Annotated in this window: 16 protein-coding genes; 7 read left to right on the forward strand and 9 right to left on the reverse strand. The window is 61.2% G+C overall.

Going from position 1 to position 15,128, the window contains the following annotated elements; translation table 11 throughout:
• The first annotated feature begins 4 nt into the window (after positions 1 to 4).
• Entirely contained in the window at positions 5 to 775 is a 771-nt protein-coding gene (locus tag AACY08_RS05750; protein ID WP_339468533.1) for a transporter substrate-binding domain-containing protein, read from the forward strand.
• 180 nt (positions 776 to 955) lie between these two features.
• Here the strand turns inward: AACY08_RS05750 and AACY08_RS05755 are convergent, their stop codons facing one another.
• The 5 genes from AACY08_RS05755 to AACY08_RS05775 all read right to left on the reverse strand — a co-directional run bounded on the left by AACY08_RS05755 (position 956) and on the right by AACY08_RS05775 (position 5,375).
• Entirely contained in the window at positions 956 to 1,699 is a 744-nt protein-coding gene (locus AACY08_RS05755; RefSeq protein ID WP_339468534.1) for a YkgJ family cysteine cluster protein, read from the reverse strand.
• 108 nt (positions 1,700 to 1,807) lie between these two features.
• Positions 1,808 to 2,290 (reverse strand): GNAT family N-acetyltransferase, encoded by a 483-nt coding sequence (locus tag AACY08_RS05760; protein ID WP_339468535.1) that lies wholly within the window; start codon positions 2,288 to 2,290, stop codon positions 1,808 to 1,810.
• The gene (locus tag AACY08_RS05765; RefSeq protein ID WP_339468536.1) at positions 2,287 to 3,189 is read right to left on the reverse strand and encodes a chemotaxis protein CheV; all 903 of its coding nucleotides are present in this window, start codon (positions 3,187 to 3,189) and stop codon (positions 2,287 to 2,289) included. Before AACY08_RS05765 ends, AACY08_RS05760 begins: the two co-directional genes overlap by 4 nt.
• 113 nt (positions 3,190 to 3,302) lie before the next feature.
• The gene (locus tag AACY08_RS05770) at positions 3,303 to 4,277 is read right to left on the reverse strand and encodes a 2-hydroxyacid dehydrogenase (RefSeq protein WP_339468537.1); all 975 of its coding nucleotides are present in this window, start codon (positions 4,275 to 4,277) and stop codon (positions 3,303 to 3,305) included.
• Between the two features lie 129 nt (positions 4,278 to 4,406).
• A complete protein-coding gene (locus AACY08_RS05775; RefSeq protein ID WP_186688424.1) occupies positions 4,407 to 5,375 on the reverse strand; it encodes a LysR family transcriptional regulator in 969 nt (322 codons plus the stop codon).
• 182 nt (positions 5,376 to 5,557) lie between these two features.
• Here AACY08_RS05775 and AACY08_RS05780 point away from each other — a divergent pair, with 182 nt between their 5' ends.
• The 4 genes from AACY08_RS05780 to AACY08_RS05795 are packed head-to-tail and all read left to right on the forward strand — an operon-like array spanning position 5,558 to position 10,353.
• Positions 5,558 to 7,093 (forward strand): efflux transporter outer membrane subunit, encoded by a 1,536-nt coding sequence (locus tag AACY08_RS05780; protein ID WP_339468539.1) that lies wholly within the window; start codon positions 5,558 to 5,560, stop codon positions 7,091 to 7,093.
• A 10-nt stretch (positions 7,094 to 7,103) separates the two neighbouring features.
• Complete coding sequence (locus AACY08_RS05785; RefSeq protein ID WP_339468540.1) at positions 7,104 to 9,293, forward strand: FUSC family protein; 2,190 nt, start codon at positions 7,104 to 7,106, stop codon at positions 9,291 to 9,293.
• Complete coding sequence (locus AACY08_RS05790) at positions 9,283 to 9,483, forward strand: DUF1656 domain-containing protein (RefSeq protein WP_012722318.1); 201 nt, start codon at positions 9,283 to 9,285, stop codon at positions 9,481 to 9,483. The genes AACY08_RS05785 and AACY08_RS05790 overlap by 11 nt, the downstream gene beginning before the upstream one ends.
• A 9-nt stretch (positions 9,484 to 9,492) precedes the next feature.
• Complete coding sequence (locus AACY08_RS05795; protein ID WP_339468541.1) at positions 9,493 to 10,353, forward strand: HlyD family secretion protein; 861 nt, start codon at positions 9,493 to 9,495, stop codon at positions 10,351 to 10,353.
• Between the two features lie 103 nt (positions 10,354 to 10,456).
• Here AACY08_RS05795 and AACY08_RS05800 read toward each other — a convergent pair whose 3' ends face one another.
• From AACY08_RS05800 to AACY08_RS05810, 3 genes are read right to left on the reverse strand one after another with little or no spacing between them, the layout of a single operon-like run.
• Positions 10,457 to 10,858, reverse strand: coding sequence for a DUF4440 domain-containing protein (locus AACY08_RS05800; RefSeq protein WP_339468542.1), 402 nt, complete (start codon positions 10,856 to 10,858; stop codon positions 10,457 to 10,459).
• A complete protein-coding gene (locus tag AACY08_RS05805; RefSeq protein ID WP_339468543.1) occupies positions 10,858 to 11,670 on the reverse strand; it encodes an SDR family oxidoreductase in 813 nt (270 codons plus the stop codon). The genes AACY08_RS05800 and AACY08_RS05805 overlap by 1 nt, the downstream gene beginning before the upstream one ends.
• Positions 11,671 to 11,684: 14 nt before the next feature.
• Positions 11,685 to 12,149: a multidrug transporter gene (locus AACY08_RS05810; protein WP_339468544.1), complete on the reverse strand. Its 465-nt coding sequence runs from the start codon at positions 12,147 to 12,149 to the stop codon at positions 11,685 to 11,687.
• 357 nt (positions 12,150 to 12,506) lie between these two features.
• Here AACY08_RS05810 and AACY08_RS05815 point away from each other — a divergent pair, with 357 nt between their 5' ends.
• Both AACY08_RS05815 and AACY08_RS05820 read left to right on the forward strand, forming a co-directional pair.
• Positions 12,507 to 12,743: a hypothetical protein gene (locus AACY08_RS05815; protein ID WP_339468545.1), complete on the forward strand. Its 237-nt coding sequence runs from the start codon at positions 12,507 to 12,509 to the stop codon at positions 12,741 to 12,743.
• Between the two features lie 177 nt (positions 12,744 to 12,920).
• Complete coding sequence (locus AACY08_RS05820; protein WP_339468547.1) at positions 12,921 to 13,397, forward strand: hypothetical protein; 477 nt, start codon at positions 12,921 to 12,923, stop codon at positions 13,395 to 13,397.
• A 92-nt stretch (positions 13,398 to 13,489) separates the two neighbouring features.
• Here AACY08_RS05820 and AACY08_RS05825 read toward each other — a convergent pair whose 3' ends face one another.
• Positions 13,490 to 14,941 carry a mannose-1-phosphate guanylyltransferase/mannose-6-phosphate isomerase gene (locus AACY08_RS05825; protein ID WP_339417649.1) on the reverse strand — a complete coding sequence of 484 codons (1,452 nt, stop codon included), beginning with the start codon at positions 14,939 to 14,941 and terminating at the stop codon, positions 13,490 to 13,492.
• Positions 14,942 to 15,128 lie beyond the last annotated feature (187 nt).

A 15,128-nucleotide genomic window follows, 5' to 3' on the forward strand; every position in this document is an offset into this window, starting at 1 on the left:
TCCTGTGGCCCTGATACAGCTCTGTGTAGCGCTTGCCCTGTTGCTCGCGGTGGATGCCGTTGCTGGCATTGATCAACCGCGACGCGAAATCCGCTTCGCCGTTGCCGCGCAATTCCCCCCCTTCCAGAGCCGTAACCCGAAAGGGCAGTTGGTCGGTCTGAATATCGAGCTGGGCAATGCTTTGTGCCAGGAGTTGAATGCGCGCTGCACCTGGGTCGACCAGGTGTTGGTCGAGAACTTCGAAGACCTTGATGCCCGCCAATTCGATGCAATCATGGGGATCGCGCCCACCCCCAAGCGGCGGCGCTGGGTGAGCTTCAGCGATATCCTCTACCCCTTCACCACGCGCCTGGTCGCGCATCGAACCTCAGGCCTGATGCCAACGACAGCGTCGCTCAAGGGCAAGCGCGTTGGCGTATTGTTGGGCAGCAATCGCGAAGCCTTTGCCCGGTCGCAATGGGCGCGCAACGGGGTGATCATCAAGAGCTTCTGGCTCAACGACGAATTGGTGCGCAGCCTGGTGGCAGGCGATATTGATGCCACTCTGCAGGGCACTGTGGAAATCCGCAACGCCTTGCTCGACACGGTCGCTGGTGCGGATTTCGACTTCCTGGGCCCTGCCGTGTCTGCCGAACTGCTGGGCGAGGGCGTGGCGATTGCACTGCGCAATACCGATACAGCGTTGCGTACTGAGCTTAATCGCGCCCTCGAACACCTTATGCACAACGGCGAGTATCAGCGGATTCTTGCGCCTTATCGGCTGAATGCACCGTGAGCGTCCAACAGGCCCAGCATGCTGGCGTCGCACTGGACGGTGCCAGCCCCAGCCAGTGCGTCACGCAAATCAACGGTCTCGTGTTGAAAGCGCCATCGCTATCGCGGGCAAGCCCGTCTCCCACAGGGGCACGCAGTCTGCTGTGGGAGTCGGGCTTGCCCGCGATGAGGCCGGAACAGTCTAAGCCGCCCGCAACGAAATAAACGCATAGTTGGCCGGCACCTCAGTCGCAACCCGCGCGCCGGCGTCCAGCACCTGTTCGGCGATGTCCAGGCCCGACACATGGAACACCCACTCGCTGGCCACGGGTGGCTGATTCGCTGCGGACTCAAGCGCCTGGCCAAATGCGCCCATGTCCGGCAGGTACGCGGTAAACCCATCCCCCTTGAGCGCCGTGGTCCGTATGCCCAGCAAGGCGCACACCGTTTCCTTGGTCTGCACGTCATCGCGATCGGCCTGACGTGAACGGCGGATCAACTCAGCCAGCTCCAGGTCCATCAACTCACCGCCCACGATCAGCGCAGGGCCCTGTTCCCAGGATTCCGGTGGGCAGTCCTTGGCGGCAGGGTTCAGCGGGATGTGCGGGTTGATCTCCATCGGGTAGATGCGGCACACCAATGGCCGGCGTTCATAGATGCGGCACAGGTTGTCTTCGTCAAGATTCCGGCAGCGTCCGGCGTTGTAGGCGGCAAAGGTGATCGCCACAAACGCCTCGGTGTTACCGCTGGGTACCAACACCGAACGGCGCTCGGCATGTTCGCGTTGCTGCTGGGGCAGGCCCAGGCCATTACCCAGGAACCCTTCCACCAGGACGATGACGTTACCGCCGTCCGCCGCCCACAGGCGGGCCTCGTCGAGTGTCAGGGGCACGTGATGGTCGGTGCAGCATTTACCGCAACCGACGCAGGAAAAGTGAGTGTTCATGGCAGATCTGTCACCAGGCTAGGTCAGAAGGCACGCAGGAACGGTGACGGGTTTTTACCTCTGTTCACCGTTAAGGGACTCTGGAAGCAAGTTATGCGCCAGCGACTGTCAGTCGTCTGCGACCACATCCCGTAGGACAAATACCATGCCCGCGCTTTCATACAGTTGCCGGGCACGCAGGTTGCTCTCCAGCACCTTGAGGTCCACGTAGGGTTCGCCGCGCTGCTTGAATACCTGGAAGCTGTGCAGCAACAACGCACGGCCCACTCCCTGGCCCTGGGCGCAAGGGTGTACGCAAAGGTTCTTGATAAAGGCGCTGGTCCAGCACTGCGCCACGCCGAGAATGCCCTCGCCGTTGCTGGCCACCAGGCACAGCGTGGGGTCGAACTCGGCATCGGTGGTGAATTGGCGCTGCCAGGTTTCCAGGTTGGGAACGCGGCCACCGCCCTGGTCTTGGGTCATGCGCAACACCGCGTGAATCGCCGGGCCGAGGTCTGCGCGGTAATGATCCAACTGTGTATTGGCCGGCCACTGCGGGGCGGGCAGGCTGCCCCTCAGGTCGCGGCGCAGTAGTTGGAAATACTCGGTCACAGACCCTGTTGCGCCACGGTTTGGGCGGCCACTACCAGGCACTTGGTCAGCTCGGGCGAGGAAAACTTGGTCAGCACCGAGTTGGCCCCGGCCAGGCGGGCTTTTTCGCTGTTCATCGCGCTGTCCAGGGAGGTGTGCAGCAACACATACAGGTGCTGGAAGTCCGGGGTTTCACGCAGGGTGCGGGTGAGGGCGTAGCCGTCCATTTCGGACATCTCGATGTCCGACACCACCACATTGATCTGCTCGGCCGTGCCTTGCAGCTCCAGCAGCACATCAATAGCTTCCTTGGCGCTGCGCGCGGTGTGGCAGGTGAGGCCGAGGTTGCGCAGGGTGTGCACCGATTGCTGCAGGGCGACCTGACTGTCGTCGACCACCAGGATCCGCGCATGGCCGAGTACTTCGGCTTCTTCCATGGTCAGGTCGGTAGGCGCCACTTCGACCGGTGCCGGCGCGATACCGTGGATGACTTTTTCGATATCCAGTACCTGCACCAGGCCGCCTTCCACCTGGGTGACCCCGGTGATGAACGCACGGTTACCGCCGGAGCCATAGGGCGGCGGGCGGATGTCGGTGGTCAGGCAATGCACGATCTTGCTCACCGCCTGCACATGCAGGCCCTGCTTGGAACGGCTCACATCCGTGACGATCAGGCAGCCGCCGTTGGGGTCTTCAAGGGGCATTTCGCCTAGGGCACGGCTCAGGTCGATCACTGCCAGCGAGGCACCGCGCAGGGTGGCAATGCCTTTGACGTGCGGGTGAGACTCCGGCAGCTTGGTCAGCGGCGGGCACGGAATGATTTCGCTGACTTTCAGCAGGTTGATGGCCATCAGTTTGCCGCTGCGCAAGGTAAAGAGCAGAAGCGAAAGTGAGTCTGCGCGGGCTTTGGTGGTGGACATAAAAACCTTCTGTGGATCAGGGAGGACGATCTATGGAAGGTTATCGACTTGGGCGCGCCAGGCTTTAACCGTATTTTGTGTGGTACATGGCCCGCTCCCACAGGGGATTTGTGTCAACCCTTCCACACCTGCGGGTTCACCAGGTCCTGCGGACGTTGACCCAGCAGGGCGCTGCGCAGGTTGTCCACCGCACGGTTGGCCATGGCTTCACGAGTTTCATTCGTGGCCGAGCCAATGTGCGGCAGGGTCACGGCATTGCTCAGTTGGAACAGCGGCGACTCGGCCAACGGCTCTTGTTCATACACATCCAGCCCGGCGCCACGGATGCGCTGGGTTTGCAGTGCTACGATCAGCGCCGGCTCGTCGACCACCGGGCCTCGGGAAATGTTGATCAGGATCGCGCTGGACTTCATCAACCCCAGCTCGCGGGTGCTGATCAGGTGACGGGTCTTGTCGCTCAACGGCACCACCAGGCAGACGAAGTCCGCCTCGGCCAGCAGTTCATCCAGGCTGCGAAATTGCGCGCCCAGTTCCTGCTCCAGCGCCGGCTTGCGGCTGTTGCCGCTGTACAGGACCGGCATGTTGAAACCCAAGCGTCCACGCCGTGCCACGGCCGCGCCGATATTGCCCATGCCGACGATGCCCAGCGTCTTGCCATGCACATCGCAACCGAACAACGGCGCGCCCACGCTGGCTTTCCACTGGCCGGCTTTGGTCCACGCGTCCAACTCGGCCACACGGCGGGCGCTGCTCATCAGCAAAGCGAAGGCCAGGTCGGCGGTGCTTTCGGTGAGGACGTCGGGGGTGTTGGTGAGCATGATCCCGCGCTCGTTGAAGTACGACACGTCATAGTTGTCGTAACCCACCGACACGCTGGACACCACTTCCAGTTTGCCCGCGCCTTGCAACTGCTCGCGGCCCAGCTTGCGTCCCACGCCGATCAGGCCGTGGGCGTGGGGCAGGGCTTCATTGAATTGAGCGTTGATATCGCCCAGCTTGGGGTTGGGCGCAATCACCTCGAAATCCTGTTGCAGGCGTTCGATCATTTCCGGGGTGACACGGCTGAAGGCGAGGACAGTCTTTTTCATTGCAGGCGGGCTCATCGACTACGGAAGAATGCCAAGCACGCTAACATTCCTGCCAACAATTGTCAGGGCACCGCCGACCTAAAGTGGGCAGGCAAGCTCCCACATTGAATCGGTGTTGCGTGAGAGGACTCAGTTCGCCAACCGAGCGCCGCTGAGGCTGCCACTCAACTCATACGCCACCAACTCCGCCTGGTGCGCCGCCAGAATCTCCGGCAGCGAGCCGCGCAGGTATTCCACCCAGGTTTTGATCTTCGCATCGAGGTACTGGCGCGACGGGTAGATGGCGTACAGGTTCAACTCCTGGGAGCGGTAATTGGGCATCACCCGCACCAGGGTGCCGTTGCGCAAGCCCTCGATGGCCGCATACACCGGCAGCAAGCCGATGCCCATGCCGCTGGTGATCGCGGTTTTCATCGCATCGGCCGAGTTCACCAGAAACGGTGAGGTGTTGATCGCCACGCTTTCCTGGCCTTCGGGGCCGTTGAAGGTCCACTTGTCCAGCTGGATCACCGGGCTGACCAGGCGCAGGCAGGCATGGTTGAGCAGGTCATGGGGGCGATGCGCGCAGCCCTTGGCCTTGACGTAATCCGGCGAGGCGCAGGCGATGCTGTAGGTGATGCCCAGGCGCTGCGACACGAAACCCGAGTCCGGCAGCTCGCTGGCGAGCACGATCGACACGTCATAGCCCTCGTCGAGCAAGTCCGGCACGCGGTTGGCCAGGGTCAGGTCGAAGGTCACGTCCGGGTGGGTACGGCGGTAGCGGGCGATGGCGTCAATCACGAAATGCTGGCCGATGCCGGTCATGGTGTGCACTTTCAGCTGCCCGGAAGGGCGCGCGTGGGCGTCGCTGGCTTCGGCCTCGGCTTCTTCGACGTAGGCCAGGATCTGCTCGCAGCGCAACAAATAACGCTTTCCGGCTTCGGTCAGCGCAATGCGGCGGGTGGTGCGGTTGAGCAAGCGGGTTTGCAGATGGGCCTCAAGATTGGAGACCGCGCGCGACACGTTGGCTGTGGTGGTATCCAGTTGCACGGCGGCGGCGGTGAAGCTGCCAGCTTCGGCCACGCAACTGAAGGCGCGCATGTTTTGCAAAGTGTCCATGGAGTGTTCTCAAGGGAGATAACAAATTGTGACAGAAAGTTACGCCGTCCAGTGATCCCTACCAACGGATTATCGCTGGAACGGTAACAAAGATTCACAGGAATACCAGCTTATCGTCTCTCATGGCGCCGCCTAGAATTGCGCCACCTCCCTCGCATCACCACCTCAGGAATTCGCTTGCCGTGCCGCGTCGCATCAGCAGAGAGCTGAAGACTCTCATTAACAGAGGGCTGAAGGCTCTCAGTGTTTGCGCTTTATCGTTAGCAATCAGCGGCTGCATCGGAACCGGAGGAATCGCCCCCCAAGGCCAGTCCCTCAACGTCAACAACCTGGCCACCGACGAAGCGATCCAGAGTGCCGCCAAGGATGCTCATTTTCCCACCGCGCAATGGTGGCAGGCCTACGGCGACCCTCAACTCAACCGCTGGGTCGGCCTCGCCACTCAAAACAACCCGAGCATGGCCATGGCCGCCGCACGCGTACGTGAAGCAAGGGCGATGGCCGGGATTGCCGAGTCAGCCGAGTCGTTGCAGGTCAACAGTGACACCACCCTCAAGCGCCACAACTGGCCGAAGGATCAGTTCTATGGCCCAGGTGAATTGAGTGGCGCCAACACCTGGGACAATAATTCGTCCCTCGGCCTGAGCTATGCCCTCGATCTCTGGGGCCGCGAAAGCAATACCACCGAGCGTGCCGTCGACCTGGCGCATGTGAGCGCCGCCGAAGCACGCCAGGCCCAGCTCGAACTGCAAAATAACGTGGTGCGCGCCTATATCCAGCTGTCATTGCACTACGCCAATCGCGATATCTTCGCGGCCACCCTGGCGCAACAGCAGCAGATTCTCGACCTGGCCAACAAACGCCTGAACGCCGGGATCGGCACGCACTTCGACGTCAGCCAGGCTGAAACCCCGCTGCCGGAAACCCACCGCCAACTTGACGCCTTGGACGAAGAAATTGCCCTGAGCCGTAACCAGCTGGCGGCGTTGGCGGGCAAAGGCCCGGGGGAGGGCGCGCAATTGCAACGCCCGACACTGTCCCTGGCCGCACCGCTGACATTACCCTCAAGCCTGCCCGCGCAATTGCTCGGCCAACGCCCGGATGTGGTCGCCAGCCGCTGGCAGGTTGCGGCCCAGGCGCGTGGTATCGATGTGGCCCGCGCCGGCTTTTATCCCAACGTGGACCTGCTCGGCAGCCTCGGCTACGTGGCCACCGGCGGCGGCATGCTAGCGTTCCTGGCGGGCAAGAAATTCAACTACACCGTTGGCCCGGCGATCACCTTGCCGATCTTCGACGGCGGTCGCTTGCGTGCGCAACTGGGTGAGGCCAGTGCCGGTTATGACATCGCGGTGGCGCGCTATAACCAAACCCTGGTGAATGCGCTCAAAGCCATCAGCGATCAATTGATCCGCCGTGAATCGATGGATAAGCAATCCTCTTTCGCCGCGCAATCGGTGGCGTCGGCGCAAAAGACCTACGACATCGCGATGATCGCCTACCAGCGCGGCCTCACCGATTATCTCAATGTGCTCAATGCCCAGACTTTGCTGTTCCGCCAGCAGCAGATTGAGCAACAAGTACTGGCCGCACGCCTGACCACCCATGCCGAACTGGTGACCGCCCTGGGCGGCGGTATCAAGGCCGGCGACGACGTACCGCCAGATACCAAGACCCTCCCGAGCAAGACCCCGGCGGCGCTCGCCGTGTTTGATCACTGAGTAGGATTAGATGACCCTCTTGCCTGCACCGCTGCGCTGGCTGCATTCCCTTGAGTGGCGCCGTGGTTTTTTCGACTGGGCACGCAGCGACGGCGTGACCTGGGTGTATATCTTCAAGGTGCTGATCGCCGCGTTCCTCACGCTGTGGTTGGCCATGCGCCTGGAGCTGCCGCAACCGCGCACGGCAATGATTACCGTGTTTATCGTGATGCAACCGCAGAGCGGCCAGGTGTTTGCCAAGAGTTTCTACCGCTTCCTTGGCACCCTGGCAGGGTCGGCGGTGATGGTGTTGTTGATTGCCCTGTTTGCGCAGAACACCGAGTTGTTTCTCGGCGCGCTGGCGATCTGGGTCGGCGTCTGCACCGCGGGTGCGACGCGCAACCGTAACTTTCGCGCCTACGGGTTTGTACTGGCCGGCTACACGGCGGCGATGGTCGGCTTGCCAGCCCTGGCCCACCCGGACGGCGCCTTTATGGCGGCGGTGTGGCGCGTGCTGGAAATCTCCTTGGGGATTTTGTGTTCCGCGCTGGTCAGCGCGGCGATCCTGCCGCAAACAAGCAGCGCCGCCATGCGCAACGCCTTGTACCAACGTTTTGGCGTGTTCGCGCTGTTTGTCACCGATGGCCTGCGCGGGCGCAGTGAACGCGACGGTTTCGAGGCCAGCAATGTACGCTTTATCGCCGAAGCGATCGGCCTGGAAGGGCTGCGCAGTCTCACCGTGTTTGAAGACCCGCACATGCGCCGGCGCAATGGTCGGCTGAGCCGCCTCAACAGCGAATTCATGAGTATCACCACGCGGTTCAACGCCTTGCACCAGTTGCTTGAACGCCTACGCACCGACGAGGCGGACCACGTGGTAGCGGCAATCAAACCCGGCCTGCAGGATCTTGCCGAAGTGCTCGACGGTTTCTCCGGTCGCGCACTCACCAGCCCTGACGCGGCGCGCCTGGTTAACCAATTGAGCGCCTACAAGGACGGCCTGCCCGCCAAGGTCCGCAGCCTGCGCGCGACCTTCCAGGAACAGAGCCCCAGCGAAGCCGAACAGCTGGATTTTCATACCGCCTACGAGCTGCTTTACCGCTTTGTCGATGACCTGCACAACTACGCGCAAACCCACGCCTCCCTCGCGGATCACAGCCATGCGCGCGAGCAGTGGGACGAAACCTTCATACCGAAAACCAATTGGCTGGCCTGCGCCGCCTCGGGGATTCGTGCGTCATTCATCTTGATCGTGCTCGGCAGCTATTGGGTCGCCACCGCCTGGCCCAGCGGCGCAACCATGACCTTAATCGCGGCGGCCACCGTCGGCTTGTCCGCCGCCACACCCAACCCCAAGCGCATGGCATTCCAGATGGCGTGCGGCACCTTGATCGGTGCACTGGTGGGTTTTGTCGAAATGTTCTTCGTATTTCCCTTGATCGACGGCTTCCCGCTGCTCTGCGTGATGCTCGCCCCGGTGATCATCTTTGGCGCCTTCCTCGCTTCACGCCCGCAATACGCTGGCGTAGGCGTGGGCCTGCTGATCTTCTTCAGCACCGGCTCGGTGCCGGACAACCTCACGGTCTACAACCCCTACACCTTTATCAACGACTACATCGCCATGGTCATCGGCATGCTGGTGTGCGCGGCGGCGGGGGCGATCATCCTGCCGCCCAACAGTCGCTGGTTGTGGCGCCGCCTGGAGCAGGACCTGCGTGAGCAAGTGGTATACGCGATCAGCGGCAAGCTCAAGGGCCTGGCCTCGAGTTTCGAAAGCCGCACCCGCGACCTGCTGCACCAGGCCTATGGCCTGGCCGTCGGCCAGCCACACGTGCAGCGCGACCTGTTGCGCTGGATGTTCGTGGTGCTGGAAGTCGGCCACGCGATCATCGAGTTGCGCAAGGAACAGGCGATTTTGCCAGTGCACCCGGCGTACGCCGAATCCCAGCCCTGGCGCCAGGCGATCCGCGTGATGGGCCGCTCGCTGGTACGCCTGTTCCTGCAACCCAGCGCGAGCAACCTGGAGCGTGGCCTGATCGCTGTGGACCACGCGATCAGCCGCGTGCAGGCCACCGACGAACCCTTCGCCCCGCACTTTGACACCTCGGCCCTGCGCCGGGTGAAGAGCTATCTGCACTTTATCCGCACCTCGCTTTTGAACCCGCAATCACCACTGGCAGCCCTCGAAGGCGCCACGCAAGGATCTCCGCATGCCCCGTGAAATCGCCTTCCACGGCGTGTACATGCCGACCATGACCCTGATGTTTTTGATCGCGGCCGTGCTGGCCTGGGCGCTGGATCGCTTCCTGGCCGGGTTCGACCTGTACCGTTTTTTCTGGCACCCGGCGTTGCTGCGCCTGAGCCTGTTCGTTTGCCTGTTTGGCGCCCTGGCGCTGACCGTCTACCGTTGAGAATGCCCGATGAAAAAGTTTTTCAGCCTGCTTGCGACCTTGCTGGTACTGGCCTTGGCGATCTGGATTGGCCGCACGCTGTGGGTGCATTACATGGAGACCCCGTGGACCCGCGACGGCCGCGTGCGTGCGGACATCATCAACGTGGCGGCTGACGTAACGGGTGAAGTGGTCGATGTGCCTGTACGTGATAACCAACGGGTAAAAAAGGGTGACCTGCTGATGCAGATCGACCCCGAGCACTACCGCATTGCGGTCAAGCAGGCGCAATCGCTGGTGGCGTCGCGCAAGGCCACCTGGGAGATGCGCAAGGTCAACGCCCATCGCCGAGCTGACCTGGATGCGCTGGTGATTTCCAAGGAAAACCGCGAAGACGCCAGCAACATCGCTGACTCGGCACTGGCGGATTACCAGCACGCGTTGGCGCAATTGGAAGCGGCCGAACTCAACCTGAAACGCACTCAAGTCGTGGCGGCGGTCGATGGTTATGTCACCAACCTGAATGTGCATCGCGGCGACTACGCCCGCATCGGCGAAGCCAAGATGGCGGTGGTGGATATGAACTCGTTCTGGGTCTACGGGTTCTTCGAAGAAACCAAACTGCCTCACGTTAAAGTCGGTGATAAGGCCGACATGCAACTGATGAGCGGCGAGACGCTGAAGGGGCACGTGGAGAGCATTTCACGCGGCATCTACGACCGTGACAACCCCGAAAGTCGCGAGCTGATTGCCGATGTGAACCCGACCTTCAATTGGGTGCGTTTGGCGCAGCGCGTGCCGGTGCGGATTCACATTGATGAAGTGCCGGAAGGGGTGTTGTTGGCGGCAGGCATTACCTGCACCGTAATCGTGAACCAAACACAAAACTAAACTGTGTGCGGGCTTGCTCGCGAATGCGGTGTGACAGTCACCTAATTCATCGACTGACCCAACGCCTTCGCGAGCAAGCCCGCTCCTACGTTTGTTGACCTTGTCAGGCCTTGATAAAGGTCTCATGCAAATGCCGCCACAACAGCGCGCCGCTGGCTTGCTTCTCGAACACCACCGTGGCGCGGCGATCGGTCTGGGTGCCGCTGTCGTCGATCTGATGTTCACGATAAGTCACCGTGGCGCCACGTGCATGCCGGTCAATCCCGGTCATCTCGCTCAACGTGATCTTCAACCCTGGACGCATGCCGCCCAAACGGGTGAATAGCGCATTGACCCCGGCCGTATTGACCCGGGTACCGGTCGCCGGTGCAACCATGCTGAACGCCGGCGAGAAACGCGCGAGCAAACTCTGCAAAGTGCCCTCCGGCGCAACGCCGGCAAACCATTGCTCGATCTCGACATGGGTCTGGATCACTTCATCAAAAAAGTCGCTGTAGTCGATCATTACAAACTCCGCTCCAATCCAAAGCGCTTTTTCAAGACGCTCTCTAATAAACCTTTGGGCAGCAGTGCCGCCATCAACGGCAGCGCTCGGCTGCCATTGCCCGAACGCAACAGGCGTGGAGGCTGAGGTTGCTGCACGGCCTTGAGCACCTCGGCCGCGAACTCGCCGGCCGGCGTCGGCTTGTCCTGGGAGGCCTGGCTGCGCGCACGGATGTTGTCGCGCAACGGCCACCACGGCGACTGTTCATTGATCAACAGTTCGGCCTGGGCCCCGGCATTTTTTGCGAAGTGGGTGTTGATTGCGCCAGGCTGGACCTCCATCACGCGCACACCAAACGGTGCCAACTCCATACGCAGCGCATCGCTCAATGCATGCACGGCCGCTTTCGACGCGCAGTAGGCGCCTGCGAAAGGCGTTACCAGTACCCCGGAAACGCTGCCGATATTCACCACCAGGCCCTTACTGCGCCGTAGGGTTGGGAACAACGCCTGGGTCACGCCGACGATGGAGAACACGTTGGTCTCGAATTGGCGCTGCATTGCCTCGGTGCCGCCGTCAAGCAGCGGTCCCATGGCGCCATAGCCAGCGTTGTTGATCAGAACGTCCAGCTCTCCCAATTGCTCGGCCAGGTGCATCAAGGCGACCCGATCGTTGACGTCCAGTTCGACGGCATTGAAGCCAGCGGCGGCGAGAGCGGTGACATCTTCCGGGCGGCGGGCGCTGGCCCACACGGTGTAGCCAGCCGCTTTGAAAGTATCTGCCAGAGCACGGCCAATGCCGCTTGAACATCCGGTGATGAGTACGTTGGGCATGGGTCAGTCCTTTGTCAGTCCGAGAAACTGCCTTGCAGGTGCTCGGCACGAAATGCCAGGGTTTGCGGGCGGTAGCCGGGGCGCAAAGGCGGTGTGGGCAGGCAATCGTCCCAGGTGGCGCCGGCCTGCAACTCACCAGGGCCGCGATAGCGCGGGGCGGCGTAGACATTGTCGGCGAGGTTGACCGTGTCGCCCGGCGCATAAGCGGCGACGCGCCAGCGCAGTTCGGTGAGGGGCACGTCGTTGCCGTTGTTCAGGGTCAGTTTGAGCGGCCGGTCTGCCGGGCATTCTTCGGCGGCGTAGGCAATACGTAATTCCAGGCGGGCCAATTGCGACGCTTCTCGATTGTCCAGCCATACCACCCAAACGGCGACCAAACCCAGGCCGACGGCGGCAGCCAACGACACCGGCAAGGCCTTGGCCGGGTAGCGCAGCAGCAGAATCAACCAAGTGACGATGAGCAGGACGCCGAAGAACATGATGACAACCTCATAAGCAGATAAAACATCCTACCTGCGGGGTGGCCTCGGTGCCTATCGCGGGTATCGGTTTTCGTTTACAGGGAACCTGATGACTCATTTTCTCCACAGAGCCAGCATAGGGAAATACCGACTACCCAGGAGGGTTATCAACCGCAGTCTGATTTAGTGAGAAAAACTATGATTGCAGCAGCCCTTCTTGTGCCGGCCGTCAGCACCGCCCTGGCGTCGGCGGTGACCTCTCTCATCACGGCTCAGCGAGCACCAGCGCCGAATACGGCTGGAGCGTCCAGGCAAACGAACGAAGAGCCGGGTTCACGCCCGTCTGGTCGTATGCAGAATCAGAAGCTTACAAACTTGGGGCAAACCTTGCTGCAAGCGCCTTCAGCAGATCTGCGCAACAGCGGTATGAACGCCCGGCACGCCAAGGGGTTTGGTATTGACATGGGCGGCATGGCCACCCAGGAGGCTGGGCAAAAACTGGCCACCAGCGGTGGGACGTTGTCCAAAGTCCTCGGCGCCGCGATGAGCGTGGGGGGCAAGGTTGTCCAGGAGTATGATGCCGACACATTCGATCACGCCAGTCGCAGGTAACGGCAATCAAAACCCCGGATTGCGTCTGTTTAGCAGCCGCAAAGCACGACCCGGGTGTGTACGCATTTCCTTTGATACGGGAACCGGTTTCGAGCTTTTTCCCACAGAGTTTGAGCACGGAGTTGCGCGCTTAGCCATGAAGGAACTCAACCGTAGACTTACGAAGTGAGATGTTCTATGACCGTATTAAATACCCTTGCCCCTGTACTGACGCCTTTTGTTTCGCTGGCATCCACGCCAGCGCCTGCGGTGCTGGGAACACCCAATCAAGTGGTCAAGCAGGAGGTCAGCTCGAACGGGTTACCCCGTATGCAAAACCTGGGGCTTACGAATCTGCGCCAGACGCTTATGCAAGGCATCAGCAATCGCGTCAATTCGCATTTTTCAACGGCGCTTCACGTTAAAGATGATTCGAATAACGGCAAGGCCGCAGGGGCCGCCATAACGGTGGCAGGTGCGGCGATGCAGGGGGCTGGCGCGAGAATTGCGACCAGTGGTGGCGCAGGTGCGAAAGTTTTCGGAGGGGCTATGGTCTGGGGCGGTAGGACTATGGAGGAATATGGCAAGAACAAATATGAAGTGGCGGGCGCCAGCACTAACAATACGGGCAATTACAATGCCTATAGCCCGAATAACTGGGGCGGTCGCGCATAGGCTTGAACGGCCTGTGAACTAAAAAGCCCCCGCCCAACCGGCTGCGGATAGGGGACGCAGTCGGCTGGACGGGGGCTTCTTGTACGACTGTTTTACTGCGCGATAGTTTTCACCGACACGCCACGCTCAACTGGCGTCGAGCGGCCGTAGATATCTTCAAACCGCTCGATATCGTCTTCGCCCAAATAGCTGCCCGATTGCACTTCGATGATCTCCAACGGGATCTTGCCTGGGTTGCGCAGGCGATGCACCGAGGCGATCGGGATGTAGGTGGACTGGTTTTCGGTGAGCAGGAACACGTTCTCGTCACAGGTGACTTCGGCCGTGCCGCTGACCACGATCCAGTGTTCGGCGCGGTGGTGGTGCATTTGCAGCGAGAGGCACGCGCCCGGCTTGACCGAAATGTGTTTGACCTGGAAGCGGCCGCCCATGTCCACCGAGTCGTAGGAGCCCCACGGGCGATAGACTTCACAGTGGTTCTGGGTTTCAGTGCGGCCCTGGTCGTTCAGGGTGTTGACCATCTGCTTGACGCCCTGGACCTTGTCCTTGTGGGCAATCATCATCGCGTCCTTGGTTTCAACGACCACGATGTTGTCCAGACCAATCACCGACACCAGTTTGCCGTTGCCGTGGATCATGCAGTTGCGGCTGTCCTGGATCACCACGTCGCCTTTGCTGACGTTGCCGTGGATGTCTTTGTCGTTGACAGCCCACAGCGACGCCCAGCAACCCACGTCGCTCCAGCCGGCGCTCAGCGGCACCACGCAGGCGCGCTGGGTTTTTTCCATCACGGCGTAGTCGATGGAGTTGTCCGGGCAGCAGGCGAAAGTGGCTTCGTCTAAGGACACGGTGTCGGCATCTTGCTCGCTGCGTTCCAGGGTCAGCACGCAGGTGTCGTAGATGTCCGGATCGTGCTTTTTCAGCTCTTCAAGGAAGCGGCTGGCGCGGAACAGGAACATGCCGCTGTTCCAGAAGTAACCGCCGCTTTTGACGAACTCGACGGCACGTTTTTCATCGGGTTTTTCCACGAACTGTTGCACGCGGCTCACGCCTTCGGGCAGCAGCGAATCAGCGGTGGACTTGATGTAGCCATAACCGGTTTCCGGACGGGTCGCCGGCACGCCGAACAACACCATCTCACCACGCTCGGCGGCTACGGTGGCCAGGGCCAGCGCACGTTGCAGGGCTTTCTGGTCGTCGATCACGTGGTCGGCCGGCAGCACCAGCATCAGCTCGTCGCGGCCTTCGTTGACCAGCATCATCGCGGTGAGAGCCACGGCCGGCGCAGTGTTGCGACCGAACGGTTCCATCAGGATGCGCTGGCATTCCAGCTTACGGGTCGCCAGTTGTTCGTTGACGATAAAGCGGTGGTCCTTGTTGCAGACCACGATCGGGGCGTCCATGCCTTCAAACACCAGGCGTTCCAGGGTTTGCTGGAACAGCGTGTGTTCGCCGGTCAGCGCCAGGAATTGTTTAGGGAACTGTTTACGGGAAAGCGGCCAAAGACGTGAGCCGCTACCACCGGAAAGGATTACTGGGATCATGTGTTTCTCCTTGAATCAATTTGGGTCAGAGCTACGAAGGTTTGTCGTTTCACTCTTGTTTTTGTCTCGGTCCGACCAGACTCCTCGGTGCCTGTGGGCGCCGGGCTTGCCCGCGGTGCGAACGACTCGGTTTGTCAGTTACACCGAGGTGATGCCATCGCAGGCAAGCCAGCTCCCACAGGGGAAC

The organism is Pseudomonas sp. EL_65y_Pfl1_R83 (genome assembly GCF_963970695.1).
Lineage (GTDB): Bacteria > Pseudomonadota > Gammaproteobacteria > Pseudomonadales > Pseudomonadaceae > Aquipseudomonas > Aquipseudomonas tritici.

Bases quoted from the DNA above. Each gene is read 5' to 3' on its own strand.
- AACY08_RS05810 (WP_339468544.1), bottom strand. From the start codon at position 12,149: ATGTTCTTCGGCGTCCTGCTCATCGTCACTTGGTTGATTCTGCTGCTG.
- AACY08_RS05775 (WP_186688424.1), bottom strand. From the start codon at position 5,375: ATGGACACTTTGCAAAACATGCGCGCCTTCAGTTGCGTGGCCGAAGCT.
- AACY08_RS05825 (WP_339417649.1), bottom strand. From the start codon at position 14,941: ATGATCCCAGTAATCCTTTCCGGTGGTAGCGGCTCACGTCTTTGGCCG.
- AACY08_RS05820 (WP_339468547.1), top strand. From the start codon at position 12,921: ATGACCGTATTAAATACCCTTGCCCCTGTACTGACGCCTTTTGTTTCG.
- AACY08_RS05770 (WP_339468537.1), bottom strand. From the start codon at position 4,277: ATGAAAAAGACTGTCCTCGCCTTCAGCCGTGTCACCCCGGAAATGATC.
- AACY08_RS05800 (WP_339468542.1), bottom strand. From the start codon at position 10,858: ATGATCGACTACAGCGACTTTTTTGATGAAGTGATCCAGACCCATGTC.
- AACY08_RS05805 (WP_339468543.1), bottom strand. From the start codon at position 11,670: ATGCCCAACGTACTCATCACCGGATGTTCAAGCGGCATTGGCCGTGCT.
- AACY08_RS05765 (WP_339468536.1), bottom strand. From the start codon at position 3,189: ATGTCCACCACCAAAGCCCGCGCAGACTCACTTTCGCTTCTGCTCTTT.
- AACY08_RS05755 (WP_339468534.1), bottom strand. From the start codon at position 1,699: ATGAACACTCACTTTTCCTGCGTCGGTTGCGGTAAATGCTGCACCGAC.
- AACY08_RS05785 (WP_339468540.1), top strand. From the start codon at position 7,104: ATGACCCTCTTGCCTGCACCGCTGCGCTGGCTGCATTCCCTTGAGTGG.
- AACY08_RS05795 (WP_339468541.1), top strand. From the start codon at position 9,493: ATGAAAAAGTTTTTCAGCCTGCTTGCGACCTTGCTGGTACTGGCCTTG.
- AACY08_RS05790 (WP_012722318.1), top strand. From the start codon at position 9,283: ATGCCCCGTGAAATCGCCTTCCACGGCGTGTACATGCCGACCATGACC.